At 66.2% G+C, this 26,276-nt stretch carries 23 protein-coding genes; 12 read left to right on the forward strand and 11 right to left on the reverse strand.

Annotated features, from left to right (window positions below; genetic code table 11):
• Nucleotides 1-40: 40 nt before the first annotated feature.
• Together VNM24_13895 and VNM24_13900 are read left to right on the forward strand one after the other, a co-directional pair.
• Nucleotides 41-1,405, forward strand: coding sequence for a TrpB-like pyridoxal phosphate-dependent enzyme (locus VNM24_13895; GenBank protein HWQ39674.1), 1,365 nt, complete (start codon nucleotides 41-43; stop codon nucleotides 1,403-1,405).
• A gap of 325 nt (nucleotides 1,406-1,730) precedes the next feature.
• Nucleotides 1,731-2,252: a prepilin-type N-terminal cleavage/methylation domain-containing protein gene (locus VNM24_13900; GenBank protein HWQ39675.1), complete on the forward strand. Its 522-nt coding sequence runs from the start codon at nucleotides 1,731-1,733 to the stop codon at nucleotides 2,250-2,252.
• Between the two features lie 204 nt (nucleotides 2,253-2,456).
• Here the strand turns inward: VNM24_13900 and VNM24_13905 are convergent, their stop codons facing one another.
• From VNM24_13905 to VNM24_13920, 4 genes are all read right to left on the reverse strand, one after another.
• Nucleotides 2,457-3,395: an acetoin utilization protein AcuC gene (locus tag VNM24_13905; GenBank protein HWQ39676.1), complete on the reverse strand. Its 939-nt coding sequence runs from the start codon at nucleotides 3,393-3,395 to the stop codon at nucleotides 2,457-2,459.
• A 94-nt stretch (nucleotides 3,396-3,489) separates the two neighbouring features.
• Nucleotides 3,490-3,792: a DUF2007 domain-containing protein gene (locus VNM24_13910; protein HWQ39677.1), complete on the reverse strand. Its 303-nt coding sequence runs from the start codon at nucleotides 3,790-3,792 to the stop codon at nucleotides 3,490-3,492.
• Between the two features lie 129 nt (nucleotides 3,793-3,921).
• Nucleotides 3,922-5,013 (reverse strand): PA0069 family radical SAM protein, encoded by a 1,092-nt coding sequence (locus VNM24_13915; protein ID HWQ39678.1) that lies wholly within the window; start codon nucleotides 5,011-5,013, stop codon nucleotides 3,922-3,924.
• A 128-nt stretch (nucleotides 5,014-5,141) separates the two neighbouring features.
• Nucleotides 5,142-5,990 carry an alpha/beta hydrolase gene (locus VNM24_13920; protein ID HWQ39679.1) on the reverse strand — a complete coding sequence of 283 codons (849 nt, stop codon included), beginning with the start codon at nucleotides 5,988-5,990 and terminating at the stop codon, nucleotides 5,142-5,144.
• Nucleotides 5,991-6,258: 268 nt separating this feature from the next.
• On the opposite strand from VNM24_13920, the gene VNM24_13925 reads away from it, so the two are divergent.
• Together VNM24_13925 and VNM24_13930 are read left to right on the forward strand one after the other, a co-directional pair.
• On the forward strand, nucleotides 6,259-6,894 hold the full coding sequence (locus VNM24_13925) for an outer membrane beta-barrel protein (GenBank protein HWQ39680.1): 636 nt from the start codon (nucleotides 6,259-6,261) through the stop codon (nucleotides 6,892-6,894).
• 70 nt (nucleotides 6,895-6,964) lie between these two features.
• Nucleotides 6,965-7,933, forward strand: coding sequence for an NAD(P)-dependent oxidoreductase (locus VNM24_13930; GenBank protein HWQ39681.1), 969 nt, complete (start codon nucleotides 6,965-6,967; stop codon nucleotides 7,931-7,933).
• Nucleotides 7,934-8,018: 85 nt separating this feature from the next.
• Here VNM24_13930 and VNM24_13935 read toward each other — a convergent pair whose 3' ends face one another.
• Nucleotides 8,019-8,303 carry a hypothetical protein gene (locus tag VNM24_13935; protein HWQ39682.1) on the reverse strand — a complete coding sequence of 95 codons (285 nt, stop codon included), beginning with the start codon at nucleotides 8,301-8,303 and terminating at the stop codon, nucleotides 8,019-8,021.
• Nucleotides 8,304-8,382: 79 nt separating this feature from the next.
• Here VNM24_13935 and VNM24_13940 point away from each other — a divergent pair, with 79 nt between their 5' ends.
• Complete coding sequence (locus tag VNM24_13940; protein ID HWQ39683.1) at nucleotides 8,383-8,874, forward strand: TlpA disulfide reductase family protein; 492 nt, start codon at nucleotides 8,383-8,385, stop codon at nucleotides 8,872-8,874.
• A 66-nt stretch (nucleotides 8,875-8,940) separates the two neighbouring features.
• Here the strand turns inward: VNM24_13940 and VNM24_13945 are convergent, their stop codons facing one another.
• The 4 genes from VNM24_13945 to VNM24_13960 form a co-directional block, all read right to left on the reverse strand.
• Nucleotides 8,941-9,834, reverse strand: coding sequence for an AraC family transcriptional regulator (locus tag VNM24_13945; GenBank protein HWQ39684.1), 894 nt, complete (start codon nucleotides 9,832-9,834; stop codon nucleotides 8,941-8,943).
• A complete protein-coding gene (locus tag VNM24_13950; protein ID HWQ39685.1) occupies nucleotides 9,825-10,025 on the reverse strand; it encodes a hypothetical protein in 201 nt (66 codons plus the stop codon). The genes VNM24_13945 and VNM24_13950 overlap by 10 nt, the downstream gene beginning before the upstream one ends.
• An 88-nt stretch (nucleotides 10,026-10,113) precedes the next feature.
• A complete protein-coding gene (locus tag VNM24_13955) occupies nucleotides 10,114-11,529 on the reverse strand; it encodes a tetratricopeptide repeat protein (protein HWQ39686.1) in 1,416 nt (471 codons plus the stop codon).
• A 116-nt stretch (nucleotides 11,530-11,645) separates the two neighbouring features.
• Nucleotides 11,646-12,116 carry a GNAT family N-acetyltransferase gene (locus VNM24_13960; GenBank protein HWQ39687.1) on the reverse strand — a complete coding sequence of 157 codons (471 nt, stop codon included), beginning with the start codon at nucleotides 12,114-12,116 and terminating at the stop codon, nucleotides 11,646-11,648.
• Between the two features lie 218 nt (nucleotides 12,117-12,334).
• Here VNM24_13960 and VNM24_13965 point away from each other — a divergent pair, with 218 nt between their 5' ends.
• The 5 genes from VNM24_13965 (at nucleotide 12,335) to VNM24_13985 (ending at nucleotide 21,572) form a co-directional block, all read left to right on the forward strand.
• Complete coding sequence (locus tag VNM24_13965; GenBank protein HWQ39688.1) at nucleotides 12,335-16,177, forward strand: BTAD domain-containing putative transcriptional regulator; 3,843 nt, start codon at nucleotides 12,335-12,337, stop codon at nucleotides 16,175-16,177.
• A 112-nt stretch (nucleotides 16,178-16,289) separates the two neighbouring features.
• Complete coding sequence (locus VNM24_13970; GenBank protein HWQ39689.1) at nucleotides 16,290-17,129, forward strand: DMT family transporter; 840 nt, start codon at nucleotides 16,290-16,292, stop codon at nucleotides 17,127-17,129.
• 299 nt (nucleotides 17,130-17,428) lie between these two features.
• Nucleotides 17,429-19,474, forward strand: coding sequence for an elongation factor G (gene fusA, locus VNM24_13975; protein HWQ39690.1), 2,046 nt, complete (start codon nucleotides 17,429-17,431; stop codon nucleotides 19,472-19,474).
• 320 nt (nucleotides 19,475-19,794) lie between these two features.
• Nucleotides 19,795-20,319: a hypothetical protein gene (locus VNM24_13980; GenBank protein HWQ39691.1), complete on the forward strand. Its 525-nt coding sequence runs from the start codon at nucleotides 19,795-19,797 to the stop codon at nucleotides 20,317-20,319.
• 26 nt (nucleotides 20,320-20,345) lie between these two features.
• The gene (locus tag VNM24_13985) at nucleotides 20,346-21,572 is read left to right on the forward strand and encodes an MFS transporter (GenBank protein HWQ39692.1); all 1,227 of its coding nucleotides are present in this window, start codon (nucleotides 20,346-20,348) and stop codon (nucleotides 21,570-21,572) included.
• Nucleotides 21,573-21,780: 208 nt separating this feature from the next.
• Here VNM24_13985 and VNM24_13990 read toward each other — a convergent pair whose 3' ends face one another.
• Both VNM24_13990 and VNM24_13995 read right to left on the reverse strand, forming a co-directional pair.
• On the reverse strand, nucleotides 21,781-22,191 hold the full coding sequence (locus VNM24_13990) for a c-type cytochrome (GenBank protein HWQ39693.1): 411 nt from the start codon (nucleotides 22,189-22,191) through the stop codon (nucleotides 21,781-21,783).
• Nucleotides 22,192-22,335: 144 nt separating this feature from the next.
• Entirely contained in the window at nucleotides 22,336-24,036 is a 1,701-nt protein-coding gene (locus VNM24_13995) for a PQQ-binding-like beta-propeller repeat protein (GenBank protein ID HWQ39694.1), read from the reverse strand.
• Between the two features lie 475 nt (nucleotides 24,037-24,511).
• Between VNM24_13995 and VNM24_14000 the strand changes: the two genes are divergently transcribed.
• A complete protein-coding gene (locus VNM24_14000) occupies nucleotides 24,512-24,868 on the forward strand; it encodes a hypothetical protein (protein ID HWQ39695.1) in 357 nt (118 codons plus the stop codon).
• 185 nt (nucleotides 24,869-25,053) lie between these two features.
• Nucleotides 25,054-25,998, forward strand: a complete 945-nt coding sequence (locus tag VNM24_14005) for a M23 family metallopeptidase (GenBank protein ID HWQ39696.1) — start codon at nucleotides 25,054-25,056, stop codon at nucleotides 25,996-25,998.
• Nucleotides 25,999-26,276: the final 278 nt, after the last annotated feature.

Consider the following 26,276-nt stretch of genomic DNA (forward strand, 5'->3'; position numbering starts at 1 on the left):
CTTTCGCCGAGCCGGCCGATTGCAACTCTGGGAGGAAGTCATGGCCGACACAATCAAGTATCTGCTGCCCGAAGAGCAGATCCCGAAACACTGGTACAACCTGATGGCGGACCTGCCTTCGCCGCCGCCACCACCGCTGCACCCGGCGACTCTGAAGCCGATCGGTCCCGACGACCTGGCTCCGCTGTTCCCGATGTCGTTGATCCAGCAGGAAGTGGCCAGGGAACGCGAGATCCCGATTCCCGAGCCGGTGCGCGAAATCTACAAGCAGTGGCGCCCCAGCCCACTGTATCGCGCTCGCCGCCTGGAGAAGATGCTCGATACGCCAGCCAGGATCTACTACAAGTACGAGGGCGTGAGCCCAGCGGGCAGCCACAAGCCCAATACCGCGGTGGCGCAGGCGTTCTTCAACCGGGAAGCCGGTGTCAGAAAGATCACGACCGAGACCGGCGCCGGACAGTGGGGATCGTCGCTCGCCTTTGCCGGGGCACTGTTCGGCATCGAGATCCAGGTGTTCATGGTCAAGGTCTCCTATCAGCAAAAGCCGTATCGACGCGCGCTGATGGAGACTTACGGAGCGCGCTGCATCGCCAGTCCGTCCAGTGAGACCAACGTCGGCCGCGCGATTCTCGCCAAGACGCCCGACAACACCGGTTCGCTCGGCATCGCGATCTCCGAGGCAGTGGAAGTCGCCGCCACGCGGGAAGACACCAAGTATGCGTTGGGAAGCGTGCTCAACCACGTGCTGATGCACCAAACCGTCGTCGGGCAGGAAGCGATGAAACAGATGGAAATGGCCGGCGACTACCCGGACATCCTCATCGGCTGCACCGGTGGAGGCTCGAACTTCGCGGGGATCGTGTTCCCGTTTCTCGGCGCGCAGCTGCGCGGGGGCCGCAAAGTCCGCATCATCGCCATCGAGCCGGCGGCCTGCCCCAGCCTGACCAAAGGCAAATATGCCTACGATTTCGGAGACACCGGCCACCTCACGCCGCTGGTGAAGATGCACACGCTGGGATCGACTTTCATTCCCCCGGCGGTACACGCTGGCGGCTTGCGCTACCACGGGATGGCCCCCCTGGTGTCGCACATCAAACAGCTCGGTTTGATCGAAGCACGCGCCTACAAGCAGACCGAAGTGTTCGAGGCCGGCGTGCTGTTCGCGCGCGCGGAAGGCATCGTCCCTGCGCCCGAGGCGAATCATGCAATCAAGGGGGCGATCGACGAAGCGATCCAGTGCAAGCAGGAGGGCAAGGGTCGCACGATCCTGTTCAACTTGTGCGGCCATGGGCACTTCGACATGCAGGCCTACATGGACTACTTCTCCGGCAAGCTCGGCGACCAGCACTACGACGAGCGGGAAGTCGCGCTGGCGCTGGCGGGGCTGCCCGCGGTGCCCGCCTAGACAGCGTTTCGCGCGACCGCAGCGGCCGCCGAGCGCGGCGGCCGCTGCCGTGCTGTCGAATCCACCCCACACCCCGTTAGAGCACGACGCCGTGGGCGCATTTCACGGCGCCCGCTACCTTGCAGCGTCATTTGACGCTCGAGGAGCATCCTTGACAGCCTTGGTCACAGCCAATCAAGACTCTGTTTATAAAACTCTTTTTCTCGACCGCCGAGACATTTCACACGACCGCTCAGGGCCTGGCACTGGCACAGCACTTGCCGAAAGCCCTTCAAGCGTCCGGCAGACTCCCCTGCCGTGAAAGCCATCGCGAGAGGAAATTCAAATGAACCGCCTGCATCAAGGCTTCACGTTGATCGAGCTGATGATCGTCGTGGCGATCATCGGCCTGCTGGCTGCGGTCGCCTTGCCCGCGTACCAGAACTACGCCGCGCGCGCGAAGGTCTCCGAAGTGCTCTTTGCAGCCAGCCAGTGCCGCGCCACGATCTCTGAAAACGTTCAGGTCGCGGATATTCTCCCGGCCGCCGGCCAATGGGGCTGCGAGTCGAAAGTCAGTGACCCCGTGTTCTCGCAGTACGTCACTTCGATCCAGACCAGCGCGGAAGGCGCAGTGCGTGTGGTCCTGCGCAACATCAATTCGGACCTGAACGGACAGGCGATCGTCATGCGCCCGTGGCCCGATGTCGCTCGTTCCGCGGCCGTACAGCCCGGCGACTACGTGGCGCTGTGGGACTGCGGCCCCGACCCCAGCAACTCGATCGACATCTCCACCAGCGTGCCTTCGACCTGCCGCGCCACGCCGGCGCAGATCGGCGCACTCACGGCATTCGCCGAAAGCCCGAGCTGACGCCAGCCGTCAGTCTTCCGAAGTTGCCGACAAATTGCGGCCGCCGCGACCGGGCGGCCGTTTTGTTTTCCCTTGCTGCCCGCCAAGTCCTGCATCGAATCCGCGCAAACGCCTTCGCGACTGCCCGCGCGTCGCCCGCTGCGGCGCTTGGAAGACCCGCGGCAATGCTCGGCTACCACTACGGAACATCGGCGGCCGCGCGGTTCAAGACACAAACGCGGAGAGCACGGCGGACCAGGCGCGGCCCAGGTTCAGCCGGTTGTAGCCTCCGCCGCCGAAAGCCATGATGCGGCCGCGAGCGTACTTCTCCGCCAGCGAACGCAGCCTGCGTGCGGAATGCGCATGCGCCGCGGGCGTGTATTCGAGGTTGGCCAGCGGATCGCCCTTCAGGCCGTCGGCACCGCACTGAAACAGGATGAACTCCGGGCGGAATCTCTCGAGATGCGCTTCGACTTTCTCCCACGCCTGCAGGAATTCCTGATCACCGGAATAGGGATCGAGCGGAAGGTTGAGCTTGGTCCCCTGCGCCCTGCCTCTGCCGGTTTCGTGTGCGTGCCCGGCCCCCGGATACAGCGTACGGCCGTCCTGATGGATGTCCGCAAATATCAGATCGGCATCTTGCTCGAAGGCGTAGTACACGCCGTCCCCGAAGTGCACGTCGATGTCCACATAGCCGATGCGCGCGACGCCGTACTGGCGTCGCAGCGTCTCGATGACCACGCCCAGATCGTTGAAGACGCAGAATCCCGCGGCATGGTCACGCCCCGCGTGGTGCAGCCCTCCGATGGGTTGCAAAGTGCGCTGGCATGCTCCCGACATGACGGCCTGCACGCCTTCCAGCGCCGCGCCCACCACGTAGGCCGAGATTTCGTACATTCCCGGGAACACTGGCGTGTCGCCCTGGTCAAGGAGGTCCAGCCCCTTGCTCTCGGCATTGGCTACGAGGTCGACGTAATCCCGGGTATGGAACCGCTCGATCTCCTCGCGGCCGGCGACGCGCCCGCCGCGCACATGGACCTTTTCCAGGAGTCCCTGTAATCGGGCCTCGCGCAGAAAGGCGCCTTGGCGGTCGATTCCCAGCGGATGGCCCTCCGGGAATCCGTACCTGCCCAGCGCCTCGTCGACATAGAGGCAAGGACTCATCGCCCGGCGCGCCCCCTGCACAGGCACGGCCAGCCACAGCGCGGCTGCGCCAGCACATCGCAGAGCCGACCGGCGTGACGCCTCGACATCGGTTTCAAATCTGCGCACCGCAGTTCCAGCACAGCTGGAAGGTCGACGGACTCGATTCTCCGCACGCGCCACAGACCACTTGCCTGCGGGTGTCGGCATGCTCCAGGGAGCGGATCACCTTCCGCGCACGTTCGGCATCGCGTTCTTCGACCACCCATACCTCCGGCCAGGCGTGCATGAACGGAATCTCCCCCAGCCCGCCCTGCGCGTTCTCGTTGAACACCCGTGCCTCGATGCCTTCCTGGGCGAGCAGTGCAGCGATCAGGTGGGCGTCAGGCAGCGTGGGCGCCGAATAGACTTTGACCATCCGGGTAGCTTACTTCAGACGGGGATGATACGAACGCGGCGTAGCGGCTCCGTGATGACTTCAAACCGCAGTTCATGCGGCCCGAAGACCAGTCGCCGCCTCCTCCGCGGTGAACGCCGGGGACACCGCTCAGAAAAGGTCCAACTGGCCGTCCAGCCGCGGTGGCTTGAACTGCGAGCAATCCAGTAGCCGCCGGCTGCGATTGAGCCCCAAGCGCTTGCAAGCTTTCTGAAAGCGCAGGCGCAACAACTCGGCAAACTCGCCGCTTCCGCGCATGCGCGAGCCGAATTCCGGATCGTTTTCTCGTCCGTTGCGCATTGCCCGCACCCGGCTCATGACGTGCGCCGCCTTGAGCGGGAAATGCCGCTTCAGCCAGTCCTTGAAGAGATCTCTTACCTCGAAGGGCAACCTCAGCAGGATGTAGCCGGCTTGAGTCGCGCCGGCATCTTGAGCCGCTTGCAGAATACGTTCCAGCTCGGAGTCGGTGAGAAAAGGGATCACCGGCGCCACCATCACGCCGACCGGCACTGCGGCCCGGCTCAGGTTACGGATCGCCTCGATCCGGCGCGCGGGCGCCGACGCACGGGGCTCCATTCTTCGGGCAATCTCGTGATCGAGGGTCGTGACCGACACGAAAACCGCGGCGAGGCCCTTTCGCGCCATTGGCGCGAGCAAGTCCAGATCGCGCTCGACCAGGGCGTTCTTGGTCACGATACTGACCGGCTGGTTGCATTCGTTCGCCACTTGCAGAATCGCGCGCGTGATGTTCCAGTCGCGCTCCGCCGGCTGGTAGGGATCGGTGTTGGCGCCGATCGATATGGTCTCGCAACGATAGCCGGGACGCGCGAGCTCCACCCGCAGCAGCTCCGCGGCATTGACCTTTGCGAAAATCCGCGTTTCAAAGTCCAGCCCCGGCGAAAGATTCAGATAGGCGTGCGTCGGCCGGGCATAGCAATAGATGCAGCCGTGCTCGCAGCCCCGATAGGGGTTGATCGAGTAAGTGAAAGGAATGTCGGGCGAGTCATTTCTGGAGAGGATGCTGCTCGCCCGTTCCGCGGTGACGATGGTTCTGGGCCGTCCCCGCTGTTCCGTGTCCGGGACGCCCCACCCGTCGTCGACCGCCTCGCGCACCCCGCGCTCGAAGCGGCCCTCGGGGTTCAGAGCGGCGCCTCTGCCCTTGTGCAGGTCGCCGTAGTCGCCTGTGACGGTCTTGAGCGGCATACTGGGTATTTAACCAGTAAGCCGCAGGAAAGAAAAGCGCCGGCGCGAGCGTGCCCAATCCCTGCTGCCAGGCGAGCCATGGATGCGCTCCCGGCAAAGTGCCTCGTGTGGCGCTTCGAACGTTGCGCCTACTCCAGGTCCATCATGCGCAGCGCGGCCTTGAACAACTCGGATTGCGGGTCCGCCAGTCGGTCCAGGATGCTGAAATGATGGTCGCTCGGGCAGGGGATGTCCGCGCCGATCACTTTGCGCCACGACTGCGCGATGATGCGATGCTGGTCCTTGAACCCACCGATCTCCTGCCCTCCGACCGAGATGTAGAGAGGAGCATTGGTCGGCGGCGTCATCAACGCAGGACTCAGCTTCACGGCGGACTCTTCCGTCAATCTCAGATCGACGTTGAGGAACGGCACCTTCGTGAGCGGGCGCAGATCGTAGAGCCCGCTGACCGACAGCCCACCCTGAAACACCTTCTGCGGCAGACCCGGCGCTGCCAGTTTCCACAGGCAGGCGAGCGCCATCGCCGTCAGGTGTCCGCCGGCCGAATGCCCGGCGACGAACATGCGCTTGCGCGGCGCCTCGAAGTCGGCCGCGTTCTTGTACAAGAAGCTGCCCGCTGCGATCGTCTGCTTGACGATGTGCTCTATCGTCACGTTGGGACACAACGAGTAGTTGATCGCCGCGACCGTCACGCCCGCATTGACAAAGGGCACCGCGACGAAGGAATGGTCCTTCTTGTCCAGCGAGCGCCAGTAGCCGCCGTGAATGAACATCAGGATCGCCCTGGACTCGCCCTTCGGCAGAAAGACATCCATCGTCTCCATGATGTCGTCGCCGTACGGAACGTCGATTTCGCAGTTCAGCAAGCGGCGCGCCTCGGCGGATTTCTCGGCCCAGCGATCGAAGTAGCTCTGGAAGTCGGGGACCGCGGCGCGGTTGTTGTAGAGCGATTCCAGATAGGCGGTGTCGTTGTCCATGTTCCGGTTTCCGGCCTTGTTATGCAGACGGGATGCCACCGAAGGTCCAATCATGCAACATTCGCGGGGTGCGGCGAAAGCCCTTTGCGCGCTTCGCTCGCCCGATTTCTGGTAGCCTTCGCAACTTCCGCAAAACAAAAGAGTTTTCGGATCTTTCCGGCCATGGCCGCGTTGCGTCGGCGCTGCGCCTGCGTCGTGGACAAGCCGGCCGAGCGCGGCCCTGGGCCACCGACTGCTTCATCTCAACTTCTTCTGCGGGAGCAACACCATGCGCTTCCTCTCCTCATTCACTCGACACGGCGTCGGGCTTCTGGCGCTGATTCTTGCGGCATTGCCGGCCTGTGTTCTGGCTCAGCCAGGGGAGTCCCGTGCCGCACGCTGGTACATCGGGGGCGGGCTCGGCGGCTTCTCCGAGGAAGACAACGCCCAGATCAGCGGCCAGGACGCCGAATACGCCAGCTTCTTTTCCGGGGGCTATCGGGTCGCTCCCAACGTGGCCGTCGAAGCGACGGCCATGCACTGGGCACAGGATTTCGCCACGCCGTCCTCGATTTCGGGTTCACTGCCGGGAGCGCAGGCGCGCACGGATCTGCAGACCTTCGGCGTGGGCGGGCTCGTCAAGTTCATCCTGCCGCTCGACAGCGTGGACGTGTTCGCCGGCGCCGGGGTGGGTCTCTACACCACGAATCTGAGAGTGGAGGGCGGTACGGCGGAAATCGACGAGAACGACACCGATCTGGGCCTGCAGGCCGTAGTGGGTGCAGACGTGTTCGTCACGCGGCGCATCTCGGTTGGCCTGGAGTACCGCTGGCTCAAGCTCGATGCCAACTTCGAGCCGCTCATCGCGAACGATCTGGATGTCGGCGGTCAGTTCTTCTTCGGCACGGTGCGCGGCTACTTCTGAGCCGAGATCCGCCTTTCCTCGGTTGCCGATAGCCGGCCCATCCACTGTCTACCAGGAGCTTGCCGAAACGATGTTCAAGAAATTCAAGATCGATGGTCGCAATTTCGACGGTCCGGTCCTGGTGACCGGCGCAGGCGGATGCATCGGCAGCTGGACGCTCGCGCTGCTCACCGACGCCGGCGTGCCCGTGATTGCCTTCGATCTCACCGACGACAAGCACCGGCCCAGGCTGCTGATGGCGGAATCCGAGCTCGCGCTGGTGCAGTGGCGGACCGGCGACATCAGCGATCCGGCCGCGGTGATGAACGCCGTCGAGGCGAGCGGCGCAACCGCGATCATCCATCTCGCCGCGCTGCAGGTTCCGTTCTGCAAGGCCGACCCGGTCGCCGGGGCTCGCGTCAACGTCGTCGGAACGGTCAATGTCTTCGAGGCGGCCCGCAAGCGCTCGATCAGGCGCCTCGCCTACGCCAGCTCGATCGCCGCCCACGGCGTGTTCGACACGCACACGATGCCCACGCTCTATGGGGCCTACAAGCACTGCAACGAGCAGACGGCGCGCGTCTACATGCAGGATTGGCGGGTGCCCAGCGTGGGGCTGCGCCCGGGCGTGGTGTACGGCGTCGGGCGCGATCAGGGCATGTCATCCAAGACCACGGTCGCGATCCTGGCGGCTGCCGCCCGAAAAGCCTATGCCATTCCTTTTACCGGTCCGGTGTCGTGGCTGCACGCCGGCGAGGTCGCCAGTGCCTTCATCAAGGCCGTCTCCAGACCGCGAAGCGAAGCCGTCGTGTTCGACATCAATGGAGTGGCCTCGACTGTGGAGAAATCGTTGGAGATCCTCAAGCGGGTGGCGCCCGACAACCAGGTCACCGCGACCGGCGGCCCGCTGCCTTTTCCGATGAACCTTTCGGATACCCCGCTGCGCAACTATCTCGGCGACTACGGTCAGATACCGCTGGAAGAGGGTATCGCCGAAACTTACAAGATGTTCTGCGCGCTGCTGGAAAAAGGCCTGCTGAACGCAGCGGACGTCGCGTAAGCCTATTGTTTTGGTCTGCGTTCGCCGACGATCGGACGTCGCATCGGCCTGGCCTGCGGAAGGAACGGCGCTGCCGAGCGCGCGGTCAGTCGCGCGGCTGCTTGCGCCGTTCCGCGACCGGATGCGCTTGGAGATAGTTCCTGCACACCAGTTTGAGGGCGAGCGCGCGCGTGCGATCCCCCTTCGCCTCGGCTTCCCGGATGTCGTCGACGATGATCGCCCGCAGGCGCATTTCCCCGTCCGGGGACTGAATTAGATAGTTGCCCATCTCCGCCGCAGCGATCTCCGGAATGTGCTCGTGCTGCGCGATCGCCAGAATCTCCGCTTCACTCAGTTCCGACAGCGCAATGCAGTCCTCGATCGACAGCATGGTCCGCTCCTTGAATCTGCCTGTTTCGCGATACGATACAGCGCACGATACGGACGGAATTGACCTGGATTAAGCAACGATGCGGCTGCGTCTGCTGGGCCTTCTTCTGATCTGCCTGCCCGGCGTGCCTTTGCACGCCGCGCCCGAGATCGGCACTCCCGCCCCGGCGCTGCGAGGCACCCTGTTCTCCGGCGAGGAATTCGACCTTGCAAGAATGCGTGGGCAGGTCGTGCTCGTCAATTTCTTTTCCAGTTATTGCAAGCACTGCGCCTACGAGATCGGCAACGTGGAGACCTTTCTCGAGCAGAATCGCGACCGGGGTTTCGTCGTCCTCGTCATCGGCGTGGACCGGCCGGAGGACCGCGGGCGGGTGGAAAGGATGGTCGGGCTCTACAATCTCAAAGGCATCATGGTGCAGGACCTCGCCGAGAACGGCTTCGGCACCGGCTATCGGACGCCGACCGCCTTCGTGGTCGACCGCAAGGGTGTCCTGCGCTCCATGCAATGGGGCGGAAAGACCCCGCTCTATTTCCGGGAAACGGTGCTTCCCCTGCTCGCGGAGCCGCACTAGCGACCGCGGCGGATGGCCCGCGTACCGGTCCGTTACCAAATACTTGGCCGGTTGACCGGGGGCTGGTCAAGCGGCCCGCCGGGGCGTCACGCCGAACACGCGCTTGAAGTGCCGGGTGAGGTGGCTCTGATCGGCAAACCCCACGGCCGCGGCGATCTCCGCCAGAGAACCGCGTCCGCCTCCCGCTGTCAACAGCGAGCGCGCGCCGTGAACCCGGGCCCGGATCAGATACTGGTAAGGAGCGAGCCCGGTCGCGCGTTTGAACAACCGGGTAAGGTGATACGGGCTGACCCGCGCCGCAGCGGCTATGTCCTTGAGGCCGATACCCTGCGCGTAGTTCGCCTGGATGAACGCCAGCGCCCGGCTCACCGCCCGCGGCACGGCAGCCGCCTCCGGATGCCGATCGGGCTCGGTCGTGCGCGACGAGTAGGCTCTCAGCAGATGGACCGCGAGGATGCCTGCCAGCGACTCGGCGTAGACCCGGCTGCCGGCATCGCCCCTGAGCGCTTCGCGCGCAAGCGCCCCCGCGATCGTCAAGACGGCGGCGTCCTGTTCCCTTTCGGCGAATTGGAGTTCGAATTCATCCGGACCGAGCCCGAGATCGCGCCGCGCCACGGCTTCCAAGAACGCGGGGGCGAGCGCGAGCACTGAAAAGTGAATGGGTGTGCTCCACGACCAGCGCACCGCATGGCCCCTGGGCAGCACAGTGATGAATCCGGGTGCAAGCGCATGGCGCACCCGCTCGCCATTGGCTTCGCGCCATAGCGTTCCTTCCCCCAGGCTGACGAACACGAGGTGCTCGGACGGGCCATTGGGGAGCTGGCGGGACGATGGGCCCGATTCGTATCGCTCGAAATTGAGCACCCGCCAGCCCAGTGGACGGCTGCTGAGTCGCGGCTCCGGGACCCGTGCGCTTGCGGGCGCGGAGGCACCGCCCGCCCCGCCAGAAATCAGGCGCACGCCCGCTCTCCGGCGCGATCAGGATCGACTTCGCCGCTCGACGCCCTGCCGGCGCCACGCTGCTTGTGCGGCGAGGCATACGCCAGCGTGTCACTTTCCCAGGCGATGTCGTCTGGCAGCCGGCTGCCGATCAGGGTCGCTGCCGTGAATCCTGCGGCCAGCAACAGGCTTTTCATGAGCTTGCCTTTCATCGTTTTCCCGCTCCTGTTTGCGCCGTGTGCTGCCGCGCACGGCAAAAATGATCACTGCGCTTCCGACCACGATTGTCCCCTGCGCTGCCTACGCCGCCGGGGCCAACTGCCCCTCCGGCCGCGGCCTGCGCTGGAGCTGTTCACTGCGCAGCCGCGCGCGTTCCGCTTCCTCGATCTGGCCCAGCAGGTCCAGGGTCCGGGTCATCGTCTGCCAGTTGTACACGCTGTCGGGCTTGAGCGCCGTGCGCTCGGCAAGCAGTGCGCGCGCCAATGACAGGCGACGTCCGCGAATGGCCGCCTCAACCAGGGTCAGATGGATCAGATCGCGCTGCGCGTGGCTGCCGCCGAAGCGATGTGCGGTCACGCGCAACGGCTGGAGCAGCTCCACGACCGTTGCGTAGTCCTCGTTGCCGAACGCTTCCAGCGCGCGGCACAGCGGCAGCCCCACTTCCCAGGTCATGCGAGCGTTGGTGCCGCCTCCGGTCACGCGGCGCTCCAGGACGCGCAGCAGGGCGCGCGCCGAAGCCCGGCGTCCCGCGCCCGCAAAAGCCATCATGGCGTGTGCGTCGTTGAACGCGTAGTACCCCTCGTCGATGCGCGTTTCCCAGACGTCGGCGAGCCTCTGCCAGCGCGTACCCGGGTCGGCACCGCGCAGATGCAGCCTCCACAACAACGCGGAGGCATCGATCAGCTCCAGCACCACGTTCGAATCACGGCGGTGGATCGCACAGTCGTAGAGCTCGAGCACGCGGGCGATCTCGCCGCGATCGAGGTGAAACAGCGCCAGATGCCACCAGTTATGGAAGGCGAATGCGTTGTCCGGCGCCCAGTCCTTCGCCCGCGAACCGAGCCACTCGATACCCTCCTCGACCCGCCCCTGCATTTCCATCACGTGCGCACCCGCATGCACGGCCCAGGGGTCGCGCGGGTTCAGGTCGAGGGCACGGCGCGCGGTGCGCTCCGCTTGCGCGTAAGAACCTGTCTCCTCCAGGCCAAAGGCATACATGCCGAGCACGTAGCCGAAGCCCGGGATGCCTTCGCCCCAACGCGGCAGCACCTGCGCCACGCGATCGCGCAGCATCGCGCTCTGCCCGAGATAGAAGTCGCCCAGGTGTGCGACCTGCAGCGCCAGCGTGTCGCGCGGATAGTCGAGCAGGATCTGCCCGTAGCGCTGAACCGAGCGCTCGAAACGGCCTTCGAGCCAGTCGCGCGCCGCAGCCAGGTGCGCGCGCTCGCGCTCGTTGGCTTGGTGCGCCAGTTTCTCTCCGGCTTGCACGCTTTCGCACAGCGCGGGCTGCGCGGATTTCTCGGTGGTCGTCACGAGCAGCGCCGCGCGCACGCAATGCCCCATCACGAATTCGGGGTCCTCGGCCAGCGCCTTGTCGACCACGGCGAGCGGATCGCCGTAGTAGCCGTGGAACAGCTCGACCGCCAGCTCGTAGCGCTGGAGCGAGAGGCGATGGTCGGTCGATACCGGCATGCCCCGCGAATCCTTCAGTCCCATCTCCGTCTCCGTGGTATTCCCGTCCGGCGGCAGCCGGCGATGAGGGCATCTTCCGGGGACAGCGTGACGGGCCCGTGACGCGCAACGTGAAAATCGCGTGAAAGCGCGCGTGCGAATCAGCGGCGCAGCAGTCGAATCAGAGCCCGGCGGGAGTTGTCCGGGCCGTAACGCACCTCGATTCCGGTAGGTTGGAATCCCAGCTTGGCATAGAGCAGCAGGCCGGCGGTGTTGTCGCTGGGACAGTCCGTTTCGATTTCGGCCGCCTGATAGCGCTCCCGCGCGAGGCGCAACATCGCCTCGATCAGGTAGCGGCCGACTCCCCGGCCCCGGAACTCCGAGGCGACGATCACGTTGCCCAGGGCGCAGCGGCCTTCACGCTCGACCCGCGTGAAGTTGGCGAAACCGGCGATGCGCCTGTCCATGAGCACTACGGTGGGATCATGGCTTTGCGCCATGGCGTGCCGAACCTGCTCGGGGGTCAGCGGGAAGCGGGCGCGCGGATGAAAGTAATAGAGTTCCTGCGCGGAACCGACCAGGCGGCAGATGCCCGGCAGATCGGCTTCCTCGGCGGGACGATGGCTCAACATAAATCGCTCTCCCTTGGTTGTCCTGGCGGCTTGTCGCTCGTTGGCGGCGCAGCAGGTGGCCGACCCGCCGAACGGTGAAATACAATTTGACGACATATGCCGGCGGCGGACGAAGTGCAAGCCACTTACCATCCTGAACCGCGGGCGTGAAGAAACCGGCGATCCGCGCGTGAAAATCGCGTGAAAGGGTCCGGTCCCATCCGGGAAACGAGCATTCGGTGACATCCCTGCGCCTGAGCGTGCTGGGCGGCTTCGAGCTTCACTCGCACGCCGGCACGCCGATACAGCTGCCGCCCAAGAAGGCGCGGGCTCTGTTCGCCTATCTGGCGCTCACCGAGCCGCGCCCCCAACCGCGCGACAAGCTGGCTGCCCTGCTTTGGGAGGACAGCAGCGACTCCCAGGCGCGCACCAGCCTGCGGCAGGCCTTGAGCGCCATCCGCCGCGCACTGGCAGCGGCCGAGGTCTTGCTCGACGCCGATGCCGAGACTGTCTGGCTGAGGCGTGAAGGCCTGCTGATCGATGCCGACCAGTTCCAGCAATGCGCGGCCGGCGCCTCGGTCGAGCGCTTGCGCGAAGCGGTCGAGCTCTACCGCGGCTCGCTGCTGGACGGTTTTGACATCCGCGCCCCGGCTTTCGAAGACTGGCTGCGCGCCGAGCGTGAGCGGCTGCGCAACCTGGCGCTCGGTGCGCTCTCGGCGCTGGTCGACCATGACATGCGCGGCGCAAATCATGGCGAGGCGCTGTTCCACACGAGCCGGCTGCTCGCGCTCGATCCCCTGCGCGAAGAGGCGCATCGCGCCGTCATGCGCATCTACGCCGCGCAGGGCCGGCATGCCCAGGCGATCGAACAATACCGCCGCTGCCGCGAGGCGCTGCGCCTGGATCTGGGTGTCAATCCCGGTCCGGAAACCGAACAGCTCTATCGCGAAATCCTGGAACAGCGCCGCACGCCGGTCTCGGCGGCGCGCGAAGAGGCTCCCCCGCCCGTCGCCGTCGGGACGGCGCCCGCGGCGCAGACGGACGCCCGTCCGCGCCTGCGCCATGCGCAGGTGCTGCTGGTCGACATCGACGGATTCACCGCCCTGGCGGGCGCGACCGATCCGGAGGATCTGCACGAATTCCTGACCCGTTACCGCCAGACCGTGCGCGGCAAAGTGCAGGAAGAAGGCGGCACGGTCACCAATTACATCCAGGCCCGGGTGATGGCCGTGTTCGGCGTCCCCGTAGCCTACGGCAACGATGCCGAACGCGCGGTGCGCGGTGCGCTGGCGGTGCGCGACGAGGTGCCGCAACTGGCCAACCCGTCCAGCGCCCCGCTCCAGGTCCGGCTTGGCGTGGCGAGCGGCCCGGTACTGGCCAGCCGCGACGAAGCCGGGCTGACGATCACCGGCGAGCCGGTCAGCGTGGCCGCGCGCATCATGGAAAGCGCGCACGCGGGCGAGCTGAGGCTCGCCGCCGACGTGCGCGAGGCGCTCGGCGAGCGGCTGGTCGCCGAGCCCATCGCGGAGGCGGTGGTACCGGCGCTGCACAAACCGCTGGGCCTGTGGCGTGCCATTGCGCTGAACTCGGAGGCAGGCGAGCGCGCAATCTTCGTCGGCCGGCAGGCGGAGCTGCGCCAGCTCGAAGACCTGCTTGCCGCGTGTGCGGCTTCCGGCACCGGGCGGGCCGTGCTGATCCGCGGCGAGGCGGGCATCGGCAAGAGCCGACTGGTCGAGGAGCTGGCGCGCCGTGCCCGGCAATCGACCTTCGCCACGCAGGTGATCGCCAACCTGGAGTTCGGCAGCACAACGAATCGCCCGATTGTTCAGCTAGCGCGTGGCCTGCTCGGGATCTCGCCGCGGGCCGATGCCGAAACCCTCTCCTTTGCCCTGCACCGCGCGGGAGAGGACCGGATCGTCGCGCCGGATCTGCGCCAGTGCCTGGCCGAGTTGCTGGATGCCGTGACGGTCGGCGAGGCGCGAAGAGCCGAGGAAACCGGGGACAGCATGGCCCGGGTGCGCGGCAGACACAGCGTGCTCTCCGCCCTGGTGGCGACCGCATCCAGGAAGAGACCCCTGCTGATCGCGGTTGAAGACCTGCAATGGGCCGACCCCGTCACGCTCGATTATCTGGCGAGCGTGGCCGCTGCGGCGCGCAGTGCTCCGGTGGTACTGGCGATGACCACGCGCAGCGAAAGCGACCCGATCGGAAGCGCCTGGCGGGCTGCGTCCGGAGGTTGCCCGCTCACGACCATCGACCTCGGCCCCCTCACGCAGAACGAGGCCATGCAGCTCGCGGCACGGCTCGCCCCGGATCCCGAATTCGCGCGGAACTGCGTGGCCCGCGCCAGCGGCCATCCGCTGTTTCTCGACCAGTTGCTGCGCGCTGGTTCGGCCTCCGGAGCGCTGCCCGGTTCCTTGCAGAGCCTGGTGCTCGCGCGCCTGGACCGGCTCGCGGTCCAGGACCGCGATGCCCTCCAGGCCGCGGCGGTGCTCGGACAGCGCTTCCCGGCCGAGGCGCTGCTTCACCTGATGGGCGACGAAGGCTATGCGCCCCACCGGCTGGTCGAGCGGGGTCTGCTGCGACCGGATGCCGGCGACTACGTATTCGTGCATGCGCTCATTCAGGAGGCGGTGTACGGATCGATCCTGAAGTCGCATCGTTTTGATCTGCATCTGCAGGCCGCGCGCTGGTTCTCCGAGCGCGATTCCATGCTGGAGGCACAGCACCTCGGGGCCGCCGGTCACCCGGGCGCGCCGGCCGCCTACCTGCGAGCGGCGAGGGAGCTGGCGGCGGGCTACCGAACGCGTCAGGCCCTGGATCTGATCTCGCGCGGACTCGGACTCGCTCCGCAGGAGAGCGAACGCTGCGACCTGCTGCTGGCGCGCGCGGATTGCCTGCGCGATCTGGGCGAAACCGAGCGGTCGGTGCAGGCCTGCGGAGAAGCGCTGCACGCGGCGCAGAACGACGCACAGCGTTGCCGCGCCTGGATCGGGATCGCCAGCGGGCTGCGCATCCTCGACCGCTACGACCGCGCGCTTGCGGCGCTCGACCACGCCCTGCCGCTGGCGCAGGCGTTGGGCGATACCCATGCCCTGATGCAGATCCATTCGCTGCGCGGCAACATCCACTTCCCGCGCGGTGACCTCGCCAACTGCCTCGCCGCGCACGAGGAGGCGCGCCGGCTCGCGCTCGAGATCGGCGCACCCGCGGAAGAGGCGCGTGCGCTGAGCGGGCTGGGCGATGCGCACTATCAGAGCGCTCGGGTGCGGAGCGCGCGCGACTACTACGGGCGCTGCGTCAAGCTGGCGCGCGCTCATGGCCTCACTCGCATCGAAGCGACGAACCTGCCCATGGTGGCGATCGCCGCGTTCTACTGCGGGGAAACTGACACTGCAGTCGACCAATGCCGCGAGGGACTGGCGCAGTCCACCCGCATCGGCGATTTCCGCGCGCAGATGCTGGCTCACAACGTGCTCGCAAGCGTGCACTACTATCGCGGCGAACACCAGGCGTCTCTTGCCAGTGCCGAACGCGCGCTGGAACTGTCGCAGCGACTGGGCACGCGGCGTTTCGAAGCCAGAGCATTGATGATGATTGCGGTCGCACGCCATGCGGGCGGCCACGCCGGAACCGATGAGTCGCTGCTCGACTCGGCATGGAACATCGTGCAGGAGACCGGACCGAACTTCAGCGGACCGTGGATTCTGGGAGCGATGACGCTGGTGTTGCGCGACGAAGCGCGTCGCCGGCGGGCGCTCGCGGACGGCGAGGCCCTGCTCGCCAAAGGCTGCGTCAGCCACAACCATTTCCACTTCTATCAGTACGCGATCGACTTTGCGCTGGAAACGGGCCAGTGGGACGAAGCCGAGCGCTATGCGGCGGCGCTGGAGAACTACACCGCTTCCGAGCCGCTGACTTGGACGGACTTGATCGCGGCGCGCGGGCGCGTGCTGGCGCGCGCCGGCCGCGGCGAACGCTCCGAGTCACTGAGACAGGAAGCCCAGGCGCTCGCCGCGTCGCTCACGGCAATGGCGCTGGAACCCGCCGCGAAGGCCCTGGAACGCGCGTTCGCGGATTGACGGCGCTGCGCCGCGTTCCGGAAGTTCCTTTCCGGTTGCCGGTACGCAGGCACGCATCGACCCCAGACGGATCATTCGCGCTGGTCTCCCCGATCCAGGTCGGCTTCTGTCGATGGACTCTGAAATCGTCGCGGTCGTGCTGCTCGCGGCATTGCTGCACGCGAGCTGGAACGTCGCGATCAAGTCCGGCGCGGACAAGGTCGCCGACGTCATCGCCATCTCCGCGGGTGCGGGCGCGCTCGCGTTGCCCGCGCTGCCTCTTCTTCCCCTGCCGGCGCCGGCCTGTGTACCCTGGCTCCTCGCTTCGGCCCTCATCCACGCCCTCTACTTCGCCTTGGTTGCCGCGATCTACCAGCGCGGCGAGTTGAGCATTGCCTACCCGCTGATGCGCGGCTTGCCGCCGCTGCTCTCGGCGCTTTTCGCGACCGTAGTTGTCGGCGAGCGCCTGAGCACGGCCGGCTGGGTGGCCGTGACGCTGCTCAGTGCCGGAGTCATCCTGCTCGGATTTCAAGCGCTGCGCACCGGCCTGCGCGGACTCAACATTGCGCTGCTTCTTCTGAACGTGTGCGCGATCGTGGCCTACACGATCGTCGACGGAATCGGCGTGCGCGCCTCGGGCTCCGCGGCAAGCTACGCGGCATGGATGTTCTGCGGGCTCGCGATCGTGATGGTCGCGGGCGGCACGACGCTGCTCGGCAAGAGCCTCCTGCGCGCCCTCGCACGGCGCGGGCGCACCGCGCTCGCGGGCGGAGCCGCCACGCTGAGCGCCTACGGGCTCGTGCTCTGGGCGATGACGCGCGCTCCGATCGGCCTGGTGGCCGCGCTGCGCGAGTCTTCGGTGATCTTCGGCACGGCGTTCGCCGCCGTGCTGTTGCGCGAGCGCTTCGGCGCCTCGCGCTGGCTCGCTGCGGGACTGGTGACGCTCGGCGCTGTCGCGGCGCGGCTGGCATGAGCCCGCGCACCCGCCCGGGAAACCGATGAGCGACCTGGCGATCGAGATCCGCGGCGCGGACAAGATCCATTCCCGCGGCGTTCAGACGGGGGCCGGGAAGGTCAAGCCCAACACCGACTGGACGAAAGCTTTCGTGTTGAGGTTTGTCCGGCAAGTCAAGATCTTGCCGCAAGGGGTCGGGCGCCTCGCGACGTTTCCAGGCAGGGCAGCCGCGCGCGGGCCTTTGGCAGTCGCGGCGCCTGCGTCCTATACTCCAGATTCGACCCTCGGCAGACAACAAGGGGGAGGAGACAGAAGCGATGCCGCGCTTTGAAACCGAGCACATTCGGACCATTGCGCTTGCCGGACAGGGCGGCGCGGGGAAGACCTCCCTGATCGAGGCCCTCCTTGCCCGCACCGGCGCGCTGAGCACCGCGGGCACGGTCGAAAAAGGGACAACGGTCTGCGACTACGACCCGCGCGAAAAGGCGCACGGGCACTCCATCAAGCTCGCCTGCACCCACCTGGTGCACGACGGTACCCTGATCCATCTGCTGGACACGCCTGGCTACCCGGACTTTCTCGGCCAGTCGCTGCCGGCGCTCGCCGCGGTGGAAACCGCCGCCATCGTCGTCAATGCCCAGACCGGCATCGAACTGATGACGCGCCGGATGATGCAATGGGCCAGGGCGCGCGACCTGTGCCGGATCATCGTGATCAACCGCATCGACGTCGAGGACGTCGACCTCGGCGCGCTGCTGGCGCAGATCCAGGAAGAGTTCGGGCCGGAGTGCCTGCCCATCAACCTGCCCGCGCAAGGCGGCAGCCAGGTGGTCGACTGCTTCTTCCGTCCGGACGCAGAGTCGGAGCTGATGTCGGTGGCCAAGGCGCACACGGCGCTGGTCGATCAGGTCGTCGAAGTCGACGAGGAGCTGATGGCGCTCTACCTCGATCAGGGACACGTGACGCCGGAGCAACTGCACGAACCGTTCGAGCGCGCGCTGCGCGAAGGACACCTCATACCGGTATGTTTCGTTTCGGCGCGTAGTGGCGCGGGTCTGGACCTTCTGCTCGAAATCTTCTCGCGGCTGATGCCCAATCCGCTCGAAGGCAATCCGCCGCATTTCCTGCGCGGTGAAGGCACCGAGGCCAAGCCGCTGCGGCCACAGCCCGACCCGGCGAAGCACGTGCTCGCGCACGTCTTCAAAGTGGAGATCGACCCGTTCATCGGCAAGCTCGGCGTGTTTCGCATCCATCAGGGAACGGTAACGCCCAACACGCAACTCTACGTCGGCGAAGCACGCAAGCCCTTCAAGGTCAGCCATCTGTACCGCCTGCTGGGCAAGACCCACATAGAGGTCAGCGAAGGATTGCCGGGCGACATCTGCGCGGTCGCCAAGGTCGACGACATCCACTACGACGCGGTGTTGCACGACTCGCAGGAGGACAACCACATCCACCTCGAGCCGCTCGACTTTCCGCAGCCGGTGTTCGGGCTGGCCGTGGAGGCCACGCGCCACGGTGACGAGCAGAAGCTTGCCGACGTGCTGCACAAGGTGGCGGCGGAGGATCCCACGCTGCGCGTGGAGCACGACGCGGTTCTGAACGAAACCGTGATCCGAGGTCTGGGTGAGCTGCACCTGCGGCTCACCCTGGAGAAGATGGAGAAGCAATACGGGCTGCAACTGAAAACCCGCCCGCCCCGCATCCCTTATCGCGAAACGCTCACCCTCAAGGCCGAAGGTCATAACCGGCACAAGAAGCAGACCGGCGGTGCCGGGCAGTTCGGAGAAGTGTTCCTGCGCGTCGAGCCCATGCCGCGCGGCAGCGGATTCGAGTTCGTGGACGAAGTCAAAGGCGGCGTCATTCCCAACCAGTTCATCCCGGCGGTCGAAAAAGGCGTGCGGCAGGTGCTCGCGGCCGGCCCGCTCTCCGGCTACCCGATGCAGGACGTGCGCGTGATCGTCTACGACGGAAAGAGCCATCCGGTGGACTCGAAGGAAGTCGCGTTCGTCGCCGCCGGACGCAAAGCCTTCCTCGACGCCTGCGCCAAGGCGCGCCCGATCGTGCTGGAGCCGATCGTCAACATCGAAGTCATCGCGCCGCAGAGCGCGATGGGCGACATCACCGGCGATCTGTCGTCGCGACGCGGACAGGTCAACGGCACCGATTCGCTGTCCGGCGGGATGATCAAGCTCACCGGCCGCGTGCCCCTCGCCGAGCTGAACGGCTACGGCTCGCGGCTGAAGTCCCTGACCGGCGGAGCCGGCTCCTACACGATCGAGTTCAGCCACTACGAGCAGGCGCCGCCCAACGTGCAGCAGCAACTGGCCGCCGCGCACAAGCCGGTGCACGCCGAAGAGTAAACGCCGTCTCTAGCTCGCGCCGCGCGCTCCCTCTGCCGGTGCACTGCGATCCTCGCCACGGTCGGGCGCACTTGCTGCCGCGCCGAGACGAGCGCCTGCGAGTAGGCGTCGAGCAAGGATGCGTCCGATGGCGCGGAAGGCGATTGCGCGCGACCCGACGCGCCATCGTCCGCCGTGTGGATGAGCTTGATCCCCGGTTTCATGCCGTCCCTGCGTCGGACCCATGCTTCCCGGTGCGACCGGCGGCCGCCAACCATGGGTTTGGCCGGCCCGTTCGGGCGATCAGGTAAGATTCCCGCTCGAACGCCGGTACCCACGCCATGCATCTGGAACGCATCACGGTCGAGTTTGCAGCCGAAGAAGACCGCCTTCTGCTCAGGGTGTATTTCTCGGGCTCGGCGGAAGTGATGTTCTGGCTGACCCGGCGCCTGGTGAAACGGTTCTGGCCGGTGCTGCTCGAGATGGCGCAGTCCAGGCCCGACATCCGCATGCAGGCCAATCCCGAAGCCCGCCTGGCGCTGATCGGGTTCGAGCACGAGAAGGCGCTCAGGCAGGTGAAGTTCACCCGGGCCGTGCAGGAACCGAATCGCCAGCACCCGCTGGGCGAAGCGCCGATGCTGGTCACGCGCATCCGGGCGCGGCGCAATGAAAGGGGGCTGAACGTGCTGTCCCTGCTGCCGAGGGAGGGCAGCGGCGTGGACCTCACGCTGGGCGACAACCTGCTGCACGGACTGATGAAGCTGATCCAGGACACGGCCGTGAAAGCCGAATGGGATCTGAAGCTCGGCGTGCCGAGTCTAGCCGCGGTGGCGGGAGAATCGCCGCGTGACCGTGTGCTCAACTAGAGCTTTCACGTAACGGCGCCCGCTGCATGCACACGGCAACCGCCGACTTCCGTCGCGACGCGCAGGTAATCGGGCTGGTCGGCCTGGCGCACGGTACGTCGCATTTCTACCACCTCGCGCTCGCGCCGCTCTTCCCCTGGCTGAAGGATGCGTTCGCGCTTTCCTACGCCGAGCTGGGCCTGCTGATGACGGTGTTCTTCGTCGTCTCGGGCACCGGGCAGGCGCTGGCGGGCTTCGTGGTCGATCGCTTCGGTGCGCTGCCCGTTCTGGCTTCCGGCATCGCCCTGCTGGGAATCTCCGCGCTCGGGCTCGCGGCGAGCGCGAACTATCCGATGCTGCTGTTCTTCGCCGGCGTCTCCGGCCTGGGCAACAGCGTGTTCCATCCGGCCGACTTCACGATGCTGAACCGGCGGGTGAGCACGCCGCGGCTGGGATACGCGTTCAGCATGCACGGGCTGTCCGGCACGCTGGGCTGGGCGCTGGCGCCGGTGTTCATGGCCGGGCTTGCCACCCTGTTCGGCTGGCAGGCCGCGCTGCTGGCCGCTTCCTCCCTCGCCTTCGTCGTGCTCGCCGTGCTGCTCGCGTTCCGCGACGTGCTCGACCCGAAACAAGTCGAGCAGTCGGTCTCGCGCCCGCCCCACAGGGAGGCAGCGGGCGGCGCCTTCGGTTTCCTCGCGCTGCCCGCCGTGTGGATGTGTTTCGCGTTCTTCCTGATTTCGGCGCTGTCCTTCGGCGGCATCCAGAGCTTCGCCCCCTCGGCGCTGCGCGACCTGTACGCCGTGCCGTTCACCTTTGCCACCGGCTGCATTACCGCCTACATGCTCGCCAGCGCGGCCGGCCTGGCGGCCGGCGGTTTCATCGCATCGCGAACGGCGCATCACGACCGGGTCATCGCGGCGGCCTTTGCCGTCTCGGGCCTGTTCGCCGTGCTGGTCGCCAGCGCTTCGGTGCCGACCTGGCTGTTGATGATCGTGCTCGCCGTAATCGGTTTCGGCTCCGGAATCGCCGGGCCTTCGCGCGATCTTCTGGTGCGCGCGGCGGCGCCGCGCAATGCAACCGGCCGGGTCTACGGCGTGGTGTACTCCGGCCTGGACGCGGGGCTGGCGATCGCGCCTCTGATCTTCGGCGCCCTGATGGACGCCAGCCATCCGGGCTGGGTCTTCGTGATGATCGGCGTATTCCAGGTCGCGGCACTGGCCGCTGCCGTGGGAGTGGGCGAGCGCCTGCCCAAGCGCGCCGAGGCCGCACGCTGAAAAACCGCCGCCGACCGCCGAAGAGACCTTCGCCGGCGAAGTCCGCGTGGATGACGCTGCAGCTCGATCGTGTTTTTCGTCGGTGGGGCGTCCCTGAAAGCGGCGCTCGCCGTGTTCGGCGTGTGCCTGGCGATCTATCGGTACCGGATCCCCTCCCGCGACCCGTGCGCGCGTGGCCGAACGAATGCGCGCAGCCCGGCACGCGCGCCTAGTGCTTCTTCGCTTCCTTCCAGTTGGCCCCTTCGAGGGCCAGCGTTTCCAGATAGGCGGCGATCTTGTAGATGTCCTCGTCCTTGATCACGCCGCCCCAGGCAGGCATGAACTGCGCGCGTCCCTGGACCTGCCGCCCGTTCTTCACGATCGCCACGAACTCGCGGAACCCTTTGTCGAACTTGCGCAGGTCAGCGCCGGTGCCGCGCTCGCCCTGGCCGTCGGCCCGTCCGCCATGGCAGGTGGCACACACGCCGCGGTACCACGACTGGCCTTCCCGCATCGCTTTCTTGTCGCCCGAATACGGATTGAGTTCCGGTACCTCGTCGGCCAGAACGGCCGACCCCCCTACGGTACACGCGGCACCGAACAAGACCGCTGCGAGCCGCCGCTTGGTGGAATAGAACATTGCTCCCTGTCTCCCTGATCTGTGGCCGCATCACAGGCCCTGTGAGTCGACGGCCTCCGCGTTCACCAGACAAAAAAGAAGGCGCGCACGACGCTATGCGCGCCTCCGACTGACTGCAGCTCGAAAGTCTAGAACACCCTGCCGCTACCGGGTAAAGGCCACGACCATGGAGCCGTACTCGGTCTTGAGAATGTCGTCACGACCGAACTGGGCCTGGGTGCCGAGCGTCTGCACGATCATCTGCTTGCCTTTGTGCATGAACGTCAGCGGACCGGCCTTGGCCGCCGTTCCCAGCGGGATCCGATACAGGATCTTGCCGGTCGTGGCGTTGGCCACCGTGAAGTCGCCACCCTGGGTCGTGTACACCGTGATGTTGCCCGCGGTGGTGAGCATGCCGCCGGCGTAGCCGGGCCTGCCCTTCTCGGTGTTGCGCCAGGTTTCCCTGCCGGTCTTGGCGTTGACCGCCTTGTCGGTCTCGTCGCCCCAGATGAACTCCTGGTAGGCGCCGAAATGGCGGACGTTGCTGATGACCTTGATCTCCTCGAAGCCGTACTTCATGCCGGATTCCGCGGCCGCGAGATACAGGTTGCCGGTCTTCGGATTGTAGGCGTTGGGATACATGTTCACCCCGCCCAGCAGGCTCGGCCACACTTCCACCGGATCGCCGCCTTCCTTGGGCAGCGGGATCTGGCCGATCGGCCGTCCGTTCGCATCGTAGCCCTTGATCCAGTTGATCTTGTCGATGAACTTGTCGGCCTTGATGAACTTGCCGGTCTTGGCGTCCAGGTGGTGGATGTATCCGGTCTTGTTGGGTTGCACCACGGTCTTGCGCCCGTCGATGGTGATCACCATCGGAGTCTGCGGAATGTCGAAGTCCCAGGGATCGCCCGGCACGCCGACGTAGCGCCACGCCACCTTGCCGCTGGTGGTATCGACCGCGACGACGCTCGCCGCGCCGACGTTGTCCATCTCGCCGCCGCCGCGGTTCTTCGGGTTCCATTCGTAGGCGTTGGCCGTCCCGGTGTAGTACATCTTCAGGTCCGGATCCCAGGATCCGAGAATCCACGGGCCGGCGCCGCCGTACTCGTGGCTTCCCGGCGGCCATGTGTCATACCCGGGCTCGCCCGGACCCGGGATCATGTTGGCCTTCCACATCACCTTTCCGGTGTTGGGGTCGCAGCCCAGCACGTAGCCCGGCAATCCGCCGAAGTCGGTGCCGTTCATCGGCACGATGATGGCGCCGGGGATCGCCATCGGCCCGACCGTGATGGCGTAGCCGTTGGAGTCCTGCGCCTTAGCGAAGTCCTTCGGATACGGGAAGCCGTCCTCGCCGAAGTCCTTGACGAACTTCGCCTTGCCGGTCTTGTAGTGGATCGCATGCAGCTTGGCGTCGTTGGACAGGAAATAGATGTTCTCGCCATAAATCGCCACGCCGCGGTGCTTGCCGGTCACGAACGGGACGTTGTACCCGCCCCAGTCCTCCGGCAGCTTGTGCTCGTACTTCCACGCCACCCGGCCGTTGTCGGCGTCGAGCGCGAATACCTTGTTGTCCTGCGCGAAGTAGATCAGGCCGTCGTGGTAAAGCGGCGTGCCCTGCATGTCGTTCTTCGCACCGGGCGAGAACACCCAGGCAACCTTCAGGTCCTTTGCGTTGCTGTCGTTGATCTGGGTCAGCGTGCTGTAGCGGTGTCCCTGCCAGTTGCCGTTGGTGTGGAGCCAGGATTCCCCGGCGTCCTTGGCCAGCATCTGGTCGGTCACCGGAGCAGCCTGCACTCCTCCCACCAGCCCGGCGAAGGCCATCGCAGCCACGATGCCCTTCAGTACTGGTTTGAATGTGGGCTCCATCGTTACCTCTCCTCTATCGTTATTGATATCAACCACTCCCTTGCGCCCGAAGGCGCGTGACGACCCGCGTGGACGCAGCACACTCCCCGCGGGTCAGCACTGCTGCGAGCGCAGTCGCGGAGCTTCGAGAGGGAAAAACATGCGCGCCCCGGCCTGCCGACCCGGAGCCACGGCAGCTCAAGCGGGAATGCACGATCACCTCAGACCGCAACGCGCCCGCTCGTCATCGCCGGTATAGATCTCTCCTCCGCTCTTCTGTTCTTGGCGGACAGGAACCGAAGTACAGTCCGCTCTTGCTGCGCCTGACTAAATGAGTTCTAGTATGGCCGCGCGATAAGTCAAGAAACGATGCGTGTTGCGACGCAGCGAGGCCGAATCGGTCCGGAAAAGCCAATCGGCCAAGCTGCCGTTCGCATCGGGTACGCAAACCAGCAACCGGGCCGGGTGCAACGGTCCTCACTTGGAGAAAAAGGCAATGAAAGGCAGAAGCGCAATCTTGGCCCTGAGCGCGTTTGCACTCGGCGGGGGCGAGTCGCTGGCCGCCGAAGCGACCGTGACCTGGATCGATCCAAGCTGCGGCTACTTCATCATGAAACTGCCCGATGGCAACCCGGCGGAGGCCTTCGGGCTGTTCTCGGCGAAGTCCAAGCCCACGCCGCAGGTGGGCGATGTCCTGGAAGGCGAGGTGCAGTCCACCTACGAAGTCGAGGTCACCGACAGGAACAGCGGCCGGAAGCATGCGCTGTTTCACTGGGCCAATGCCAAGAGCCCGGAGATGCTGATCCGCAATACGCCGGTGCAGTGCGCCAGCCGCTGGAAGAGAAAAGACTGACCGGCCTGCGCCGGCGATTCATGCCACTTTGTTTTTCACGCATCACAGGGCAACGCCGGGCGCTTCAATGTATGGGGCTGCGGGCGCCACGCGGTGCGGCGCCTTGGAAGAATGGGAGCCCTCACGACGATCCGGACCCTCCTGCCTGAGGAGGCGCACGAACGCGTGTTCGAGGCCGCGCAGCAATGACCTCGCTGCTCGTCTTCACCGCTGTCCACGTGCTGGTCCCTCTCCTGCTTCTGACGTGGCAGTGGCGCGCCCACATCGCGAGCCGCGCTCAATGGCTGGCGCGAACCGCGGCCTTCACGGCCTTCTTCATCGCGTTGCACCTGGGCGGCTTCTGGACCGTCCTGCCCCACTGGCTCTCCTACGTGTATTTCGTGCTGTTTGTGTGCGCGTCGATCGCCTCCTTCCGCAACGCCGGTCATCCCAGCTCCAGCGCAAGCCCGCGGCTGCGGATCGACGTCGCGGTGCACGCAGCGTTCGCCGTTCTGTTTGCGGCTGCGGCGCTTTACGCCGCGCTCGGGCACCTTGCCCCGCGCACAGCCATGGTCGACCTCGCCTTCCCGCTGGGAAACGGCGTGTACGCCATCGCCAGCGGCGGCGCCAACCGCCTGATGAATTTCCATCTGAAGACGGCCGATGAACCGCGCTTCGCCCGCTGGCGCGGCCAGTCTCATGCGGTCGACATCGTCCAGCTCAACCGCTACGGCGTGCGCGCCAGCGGCTTCGCGCCGCGAGAACCGCAACGCTACGCGATCTTCGGCAAGACCGTGCTCTCGCCTTGCGCGGGCCGAGTCGAGCAGGCCCGTGGCGATCTGCCCGACCAGAATCCACCCCGGCGCGACGCGCAGAACCTGGCCGGCAACTTCGTGTTTCTGGACTGCGCCGGTGTCCGCGTCCTGGTCGCACACCTCAGACAAGGCAGCCTGCGCGTGAAGGACGGCGTCACCGTGCAGACCGGCCAGCCGCTGGGCGAAGCCGGGAACTCCGGCAATACCTCCGAGCCGCACGTGCACATCCACGCGCAGCGCCCGGGCAGCGTGCCCGGCGCGCTCGACGGCGAGCCTCTGCCGATCCGCTTTGCCGGGCGCTATCTCGCCCGCAACGACCGCGTGCGCGTGCCTTGACAGCAGAGCACGCAGAAAATGAACCCTCGGGACACCAAGGCCAGGAACCGACCCCGAGGTCCGGTTTTCCATAGAACCTATCTCAAAATCCCCGGCGGTCGCGTTGCGACGAGAAGCGGTCGGGTGCGAGGCGGCGTGCGAAGGACAGTAGCTGGGCCTACGGCCGAGCGCGCCAACGACGCAGACGGCTGCTTCTCGTCGCAACCCTTCGGGGCGGGGTCACCTGGGGCGCAGCGCGTCGTTGCGGCTCGGGTCCTTGGCTCTGGCCAATGGTCTCG

It is taken from the genome of Burkholderiales bacterium (assembly GCA_035560005.1).
Taxonomy (GTDB): Bacteria; Pseudomonadota; Gammaproteobacteria; order Burkholderiales; family Eutrophovitaceae; genus DASRFY01.

What these genes read in the sequence shown, in the direction of transcription:
- VNM24_13895 (HWQ39674.1), top strand. Translation starts at nt 41, where the DNA reads ATGGCCGACACAATCAAGTATCTGCTGCCCGAAGAGCAGATCCCGAAA.
- VNM24_13900 (HWQ39675.1), top strand. Translation starts at nt 1,731, where the DNA reads ATGAACCGCCTGCATCAAGGCTTCACGTTGATCGAGCTGATGATCGTC.
- VNM24_13905 (HWQ39676.1), bottom strand. Translation starts at nt 3,395, where the DNA reads ATGAGTCCTTGCCTCTATGTCGACGAGGCGCTGGGCAGGTACGGATTC.
- VNM24_13910 (HWQ39677.1), bottom strand. Translation starts at nt 3,792, where the DNA reads ATGGTCAAAGTCTATTCGGCGCCCACGCTGCCTGACGCCCACCTGATC.
- VNM24_13915 (HWQ39678.1), bottom strand. Translation starts at nt 5,013, where the DNA reads ATGCCGCTCAAGACCGTCACAGGCGACTACGGCGACCTGCACAAGGGC.
- VNM24_13920 (HWQ39679.1), bottom strand. Translation starts at nt 5,990, where the DNA reads ATGGACAACGACACCGCCTATCTGGAATCGCTCTACAACAACCGCGCC.
- VNM24_13925 (HWQ39680.1), top strand. Translation starts at nt 6,259, where the DNA reads ATGCGCTTCCTCTCCTCATTCACTCGACACGGCGTCGGGCTTCTGGCG.
- VNM24_13930 (HWQ39681.1), top strand. Translation starts at nt 6,965, where the DNA reads ATGTTCAAGAAATTCAAGATCGATGGTCGCAATTTCGACGGTCCGGTC.
- VNM24_13935 (HWQ39682.1), bottom strand. Translation starts at nt 8,303, where the DNA reads ATGCTGTCGATCGAGGACTGCATTGCGCTGTCGGAACTGAGTGAAGCG.
- VNM24_13940 (HWQ39683.1), top strand. Translation starts at nt 8,383, where the DNA reads ATGCGGCTGCGTCTGCTGGGCCTTCTTCTGATCTGCCTGCCCGGCGTG.
- VNM24_13950 (HWQ39685.1), bottom strand. Translation starts at nt 10,025, where the DNA reads ATGAAAGGCAAGCTCATGAAAAGCCTGTTGCTGGCCGCAGGATTCACG.
- VNM24_13955 (HWQ39686.1), bottom strand. Translation starts at nt 11,529, where the DNA reads ATGGGACTGAAGGATTCGCGGGGCATGCCGGTATCGACCGACCATCGC.
- VNM24_13960 (HWQ39687.1), bottom strand. Translation starts at nt 12,116, where the DNA reads ATGTTGAGCCATCGTCCCGCCGAGGAAGCCGATCTGCCGGGCATCTGC.
- VNM24_13970 (HWQ39689.1), top strand. Translation starts at nt 16,290, where the DNA reads ATGGACTCTGAAATCGTCGCGGTCGTGCTGCTCGCGGCATTGCTGCAC.
- fusA (HWQ39690.1), top strand. Translation starts at nt 17,429, where the DNA reads ATGCCGCGCTTTGAAACCGAGCACATTCGGACCATTGCGCTTGCCGGA.
- VNM24_13980 (HWQ39691.1), top strand. Translation starts at nt 19,795, where the DNA reads ATGCATCTGGAACGCATCACGGTCGAGTTTGCAGCCGAAGAAGACCGC.
- VNM24_13985 (HWQ39692.1), top strand. Translation starts at nt 20,346, where the DNA reads ATGCACACGGCAACCGCCGACTTCCGTCGCGACGCGCAGGTAATCGGG.
- VNM24_13990 (HWQ39693.1), bottom strand. Translation starts at nt 22,191, where the DNA reads ATGTTCTATTCCACCAAGCGGCGGCTCGCAGCGGTCTTGTTCGGTGCC.
- VNM24_13995 (HWQ39694.1), bottom strand. Translation starts at nt 24,036, where the DNA reads ATGGAGCCCACATTCAAACCAGTACTGAAGGGCATCGTGGCTGCGATG.
- VNM24_14000 (HWQ39695.1), top strand. Translation starts at nt 24,512, where the DNA reads ATGAAAGGCAGAAGCGCAATCTTGGCCCTGAGCGCGTTTGCACTCGGC.
- VNM24_14005 (HWQ39696.1), top strand. Translation starts at nt 25,054, where the DNA reads ATGACCTCGCTGCTCGTCTTCACCGCTGTCCACGTGCTGGTCCCTCTC.